The following is a 5,930-nucleotide window of genomic DNA, read 5'->3' on the forward strand; positions in this document are numbered from 1 at the left end:
TCTCCTTTTGGTCCTGTTGGCCCTGGTGTACCTGCACCTGTACCTGCTGGTCCTTGTGGTCCTGGCGGTCCTGCTGGACCTGCTGGACCTGGCGGACATGTTGTTCCTGTTCCTCCACATGTTTTACCCATAATATCCGAAACAGTTTTTAATTTTGATTCTAGTAAAAGTTCCTGTTTTACGGCAGTATCTAACATATCCTGTACACTTTTGTTTACATTCAGAAGATCCGGAATAGATGGCCCAGGACCTGTTGTACCATGTAAAGTTCCCAACGTATATTGAATTTTCTCACCTTCTGCATTGAGAATATGAGCAATTCCTAACTCTTCTAAAGCAATAGAAGATAATAATAAATTGAGCGCATCGTCTCGTGTAATGGAAATATTAGGCGTAATGTTAGGTATATTAGCCTGTGACATATACGCACCTCTTCCCTTTGATTTTTTGTATACTGTACCAATTTATGACACTAATATAAACACGATTGGACAAATACCTATATAGGAGAAATGCTTTGTTATGTAATGGATGAGACGTTATAGAAATGGGGACATAGGATACCTGCTTATTAGATAGCATGAGTTTTTTAAATGAATAATTTTTTAGGATAAAAGCCCCAGCGGGTGACAAAAACATTTCGATGTTTTTGGGGAAGAGCGACAAATTTTTTGAGTTTGTGTAAGTGCGCACTGTAGTGATTTTTTGGATTTCTAATTTTTTGTTTGTTGTTTATGAATTGTCAAAGTAGCCTATCCGATTACGATAGCAAAGAACCACTTGATTTCGAGCCTCCCTTTGGCAACCTTTTGCCGTACCGGCAGCCGTAAAAAACAACGGCTACCGCCACAGCAAGGCTAACGCCAAGACTCTCTAAAATCAATGAACCTTCCAACCGAACTGTCTTTACCCCACATTTGGATCATGGGGGGTATGGCAAGCTATGGGAGTGTGACCACACTCCCCAAAAACGTTGTTTTTGACTTGCTAGGAAAATTCCTAGCACCTTTACCATTTTCTAACCTCAAAAATTACATTTTTTCGTTTAGAAAATGGTTGTCGCTTCGCTCGATATATCGGCTGATTAAATAGCCAACCAATACACGTAAAAATAAGAACAAAATCCAAAAGGTTTTCCCCTTGTTTTTGGGTGAGAGTGCTGGCTGGGGGTTTGGGGGCTAGCCCCCAATGTTTACGTATCTATTTCTCGAACAACTGAAATTTTCGAACGATAGCACAAGCGATTCGGCAGGTATAATTGCTGGTCCAAGTCGTGCTACTTAAACCCTCGTTTTTGGTATGTTCGGCTTGGCGACATGCTCACACCTGCCGAAAAAAAATTTGCAAGAATATAGCGAAGCGAAAAAGGTGGAGATTTTTGAGTGGTTTTTGCTCAAAAATACTACCTATTTCTTGCGAAATTTTTAGCCCCTATTATAAAAGACACAAAGAGCAGTTTAAAAAAACCTTATAAATAAAGGTTTTTTTAAACAAAATAGTTACCATATTTGGTATTATTCTTACCATATTTGGTATGTATAATAGTTACCATATACGGTAATTATTTGTGAGGAGGTAAAAAAGTTAATGTCACCATTAGATAAAGATATTTTTATTGAAGTTCCTGATGAAAAAACAGGAGAAATTCAACAATATTTATTAACTCCAACAAAAAAGAAAAAAGTTTATAAAGGAGACTGGGTTATGATGTTTCAAGAAGGATTAACACATGTAGCTAAACTTAACTTAAAAGGCGAAACACTGCGTGTTTATATGATTTTATTAGCTAAGTTAGATTATGAAAACTGGTTGAGGATTAGACAAAAAGACATAGCTGAAGAATTAAAAATGAATCCTCCTCATGTTTCAAGGGCAATCAAAGAACTTTCTAATCATGGAATTTTAGTTAAAGGACCTAAGATAGGTGCTTCTAATACATATCGTTTAGATCCTTCGTTTGCTTTTAGAGGACAAGATAAAAATTTACAACAAGTCAGAAAAGAAATAAAACATTTAAAAATAATAAAATAAAAACCCAAATATTTATAAAAAACACTAAATCCTGTTAAATATTCCATTATTTCATTACATTTTTTTATAGTATTTGGTGAATGAGACCAAATACTATAAAAAAATGTAATGAAAGGGAGTGTGTACACTTCTATGCTTCGAGTAGTAGATTTCCTTTTTTTTATATTTGTTATCACTCTTATCATTTATTTTACAATAAGCGTATTTTATCCGCCTGAGAATATATTTTATCCACCTACAAACTTTCCTCGCCAAACATAAATTATTTTAACTCTTCCTCTTCTTTGTTTTTGGGTGAGAGTGTTGGCCGGGGGATCCCCAAGAACTGAACGTAAAAAAAGTCCGTTACAAAATAACGGACTTTTTTATTAGGGTATTTTATTAGGGTCTGACTCGTGTACTTCTGAAGTGTAACAGGGTTTTGGTTATTTTGTACTTGAGAAAAAAATGTTGGATAGATCCCAGCGGTGTTCTTTTTAAAAAAATAGCGAAATTTTAGGAGATATAACGAGGCTTGGCGAGGAAAACAAGCCTGGCGGAAGTGAAAAGTTTGTTTTTTAGCGAGGCGTAGGGAAGCGTGTTAGAAAAGAGTAAAATATGTCGTAGTGTGTTGGTATTTGTTTTGGAGTATGATGTGTCGGGAATATCGAAAACGGTTTACTACTAGTAATATTCGTTTTAAGGCTTGTGTACGTTTTGTATAGAATTGTTAAGTGATTGATAATACAAAACACTTAAAAAGATAAAAACCTCTTATATCAAGCTTAAAGTGGTTTAAACAACAAAACACCTGATTCCGACATGTTTTTTAACATGTTTGGAATCAGGTGTTTTGTATGTCGTGCTATATGCTTGTTGTGAAGATGTTGATGGTTTGCCCTCACAACCAAAAACAATCGAACACTTTCAGAAAAAAAGACTTGAACTATCACCCTTTGTTCTATGTCATAACATAGGAAAATTAAGTTATGACATAGGTGATTGTATCACAAATAACTCTAGCGGGAAATGACGGAGTTAAAAGACTGCCCTGTCATTCCATTTTAAGACACCTATTAGGTCGGTATAGAGTTTTTAAAGTGATTGTAATATAAAAAGACTACAAACAAACAAGGCCACCACAAAAGGCCAATAGGCACCTTAAAATGAACGATTTGTTTTTTGACCATATACAGCTGTTTTGGGGGTGCCTACCGGCGAGGGAGTCCCCTTTTTGATAAAAGGGGGTTGGGGGATTAGAAAAGAGTGAAATTAATTTGTGAGAATCTGAGTTTGAGAAAGAGAAAAAATCGAGTTGAAAATGGGAAGAAGCGTAAAAAAAAAGGGATTGCCCCCTACAAGATAGCATTTTGTAGGGGGCAATCCCTTTTGAGTAAGGAGTTATATAAATTGCTGGGAAGAAACAGAAAGCTACTCACATTGCATCCTGTATTCTGTAAAGCTAGGTGGTTTCACAATGAAAAGATATGTCACAGAACGGTAGTATGAGTACAGATTGGTAAAACAATCAAATTCTTAGAAAACAATATTCAAGAGAGACAAGCCTCTTCTCGTTCGTTTTAAGGCGCCTGTAAGCTCGAATAACAATCGACAAAACTTATTTAATATAAAAACATAACAAACAAACAAAATCTTAAAATAGTGGCGTTAGACCCTTTAAACGACGTTCGGTTGATTACGGTGTATTTTGTACGTTCGGAATCAGTTGTTTATTGTTTTTGTATGATGTGTTTGCTGTGCAATTGTTAGTGGTTTGTCCTTTTAACCACATGAGAGATAACAGAGGGGAGATGGATTTTTAACTAGTGTTTCGTCTTTGGTAAAAAATTTGAAATATGTGTGAGGTTTGGATATGGAATTTGGGTGTAGAAAAAAGAGCTAAAAAAAGGGGGTTAAAATCTCTGTTTTTTTGGGGTGTTTTTCGACCGGTTTTTGGTCGTTTTTTAAGAGCAAAATTTAGCCGTTTTTTCGGGCTAAATTTTCTATCTTGATATAAGGGTAACTATTTACGCACGTAAATTGGTGTCCTTATATCACTTTAAGTCTTGTGGTTATAGGGTTTTTCGCGAAAAAGACTTGCTCAACCTAGCATATTAATTTATAGTTTTTAGTGTCTAAGTAAAAACAATAAATTTTTATGAAAGGGGCAAGTCTTTTTCAAAGGGTTTCATGTACCCTTTTGTATAGTGAATATACATTCAGTATACACATGTCTGGGACTAATATAGCAAATATGACAAATAAAAAGCAAGATGTAGTTGTTAGCAAGTATCAACCGAAGAAAAAACAGAATTTAAAAATCTATGAATTTATTGAAAAACGATTAAGTAAAGGTGGGCGTGAATTGTTTAAAGAGTGTAGTACATTTAATCAATTCATTTCGACTCGTGATAAAGAAAAAATTAAATTAATAGCTTCGAATCCTTGTAAAAATCGGTTTTGTCCCATTTGTGCTTGGAGGAAGGCATGTAAAGATGCGCTGAAGATCGCGATGATGATGGAAGCTATTAAACTTGAGGAAAAGAAAGAGTTTTTATTTCTTACATTGACGACTCCAAATATCAAAGGGGATTTAGTTAAAAGTGAGATTGATAGATTTAATAAGGCTTTTCATAAATTATTTAAAAGACGAAATGTAGTAAGGTCTATTAAGGGGTATATTCGAAAATTAGAGATGACTTATAACAAAGAACGTGATGATTATAATCCACATTTTCATGTGTTGCTTTGTGTGAACAAATCATATTTTACAGATACTAAATCTTATATTTCACAAAAAGAGTGGCTCTCGATGTGGCGAGAAGCTACGGATTTACCAGAGATAACACAAGTACATATTCAGAAAGTACAATTGATTCGAGAAGGAAATGCAGTGAGTGAGATCGCGAAGTATTCAGCAAAAGATTACGAGATGTCTGTGAGTCGAGAAGTATTTGATGTGTTTTATTCCGCATTAAAAGGTCGCCAGTTGATTGTATATGGTGGACTGTTTAAAGACTATGCTTTGAAGTATGAAAATGGTGAGTTGGACAAGTATAAAACGAAAGATAAGAACGAGTATTTTTATAAAATTATTGCAAAATGGAATTCTGATTTGTTGAAGTTCCATCAGGATTGTGTAGAGTTAACAGAAGAGGAAAAGTTGCAATATAACGGTAGTTTACAAGAAGAAATCGAGATAGAAGAATGATAAAAAAGGTAACATCCATTTTGTAGTAGATGGATGTTACCTTTTTTTCATTTATCACGCTGTTTCCGAGAGAGCGCAAGCAATTGAAGAACCCCGAAAACCCACCTTTTTAGGAGGGGACGGTAATTGAAACTTGTTATTTTCAAAACTCATTGCTTTAGCTATGGGTATTCACTTACAACATATACGCTCAATTATTATTACGCGCACACCACAATCATCAAAAGATAAACCATTGGGTGTGAAACCGCGGAGTGGATGTCCCCATATATCACTATTTCTAATTTCTATTGTAGATCCACTATTTAAATCAGCTATTGCTTCTGCTGAGATAACCTGGTTACCAGATGCAAGTGTTGGACTAATACGAGCTCCTTCTGTATTAGCATATTGTTGACCATTAATGAAAATTGCTACTGTTCCTGCCGAATCCATGGTATTTGGCAATCTCGCGTCAATTACCACTATCTGCATTACTTGGAAAAAAATTCTATATATTCCAGGTTCATGAACAGTATATATAGTATTATTTTGGTTAGAGGTAATAAGAGAGCCTGGAACATTTACTTTTGTAATTGGAAAAGGGACATCAGAACCAGCTGGAATATCTGGAATAGATCCCAAATTAGGTATTGCTACATCATATCTTACGATACAAGGACAATTAGTACCTGTACCCGCGGGTCCTGGATCTCCTTTTGGTCCTGTG

4 protein-coding genes are annotated in these 5,930 nt (G+C 35.2%); 2 read left to right on the forward strand and 2 right to left on the reverse strand.

The features are described 5' to 3' along the window. A partial coding sequence (locus CDB3_RS32010) for an alpha-helical endospore appendage domain-containing protein (RefSeq protein ID WP_483861154.1) occupies positions 1-422 on the reverse strand: 422 nt, incomplete at its 3' end. A 1,165-nt stretch (positions 423-1,587) separates the two neighbouring features. Here CDB3_RS32010 and CDB3_RS31455 point away from each other — a divergent pair. Both CDB3_RS31455 and CDB3_RS31460 read left to right on the forward strand, forming a co-directional pair. Beyond that, complete coding sequence (locus tag CDB3_RS31455) at positions 1,588-2,031, forward strand: helix-turn-helix domain-containing protein (protein WP_128857196.1); 444 nt, start codon at positions 1,588-1,590, stop codon at positions 2,029-2,031. A 2,233-nt stretch (positions 2,032-4,264) separates the two neighbouring features. Then, the gene (locus CDB3_RS31460) at positions 4,265-5,221 is read left to right on the forward strand and encodes a protein rep (protein ID WP_128857197.1); all 957 of its coding nucleotides are present in this window, start codon (positions 4,265-4,267) and stop codon (positions 5,219-5,221) included. Between the two features lie 171 nt (positions 5,222-5,392). Here CDB3_RS31460 and CDB3_RS32015 read toward each other — a convergent pair. Then, a partial coding sequence (locus tag CDB3_RS32015) for a hypothetical protein (protein WP_179139799.1) occupies positions 5,393-5,930 on the reverse strand: 538 nt, incomplete at its 5' end.

Origin of the sequence: Bacillus sp. CDB3, from assembly GCF_002081505.1 — a bacterium.
GTDB classification, from domain to species: domain Bacteria; phylum Bacillota; class Bacilli; order Bacillales; family Bacillaceae_G; genus Bacillus_A; species Bacillus_A cereus_AT.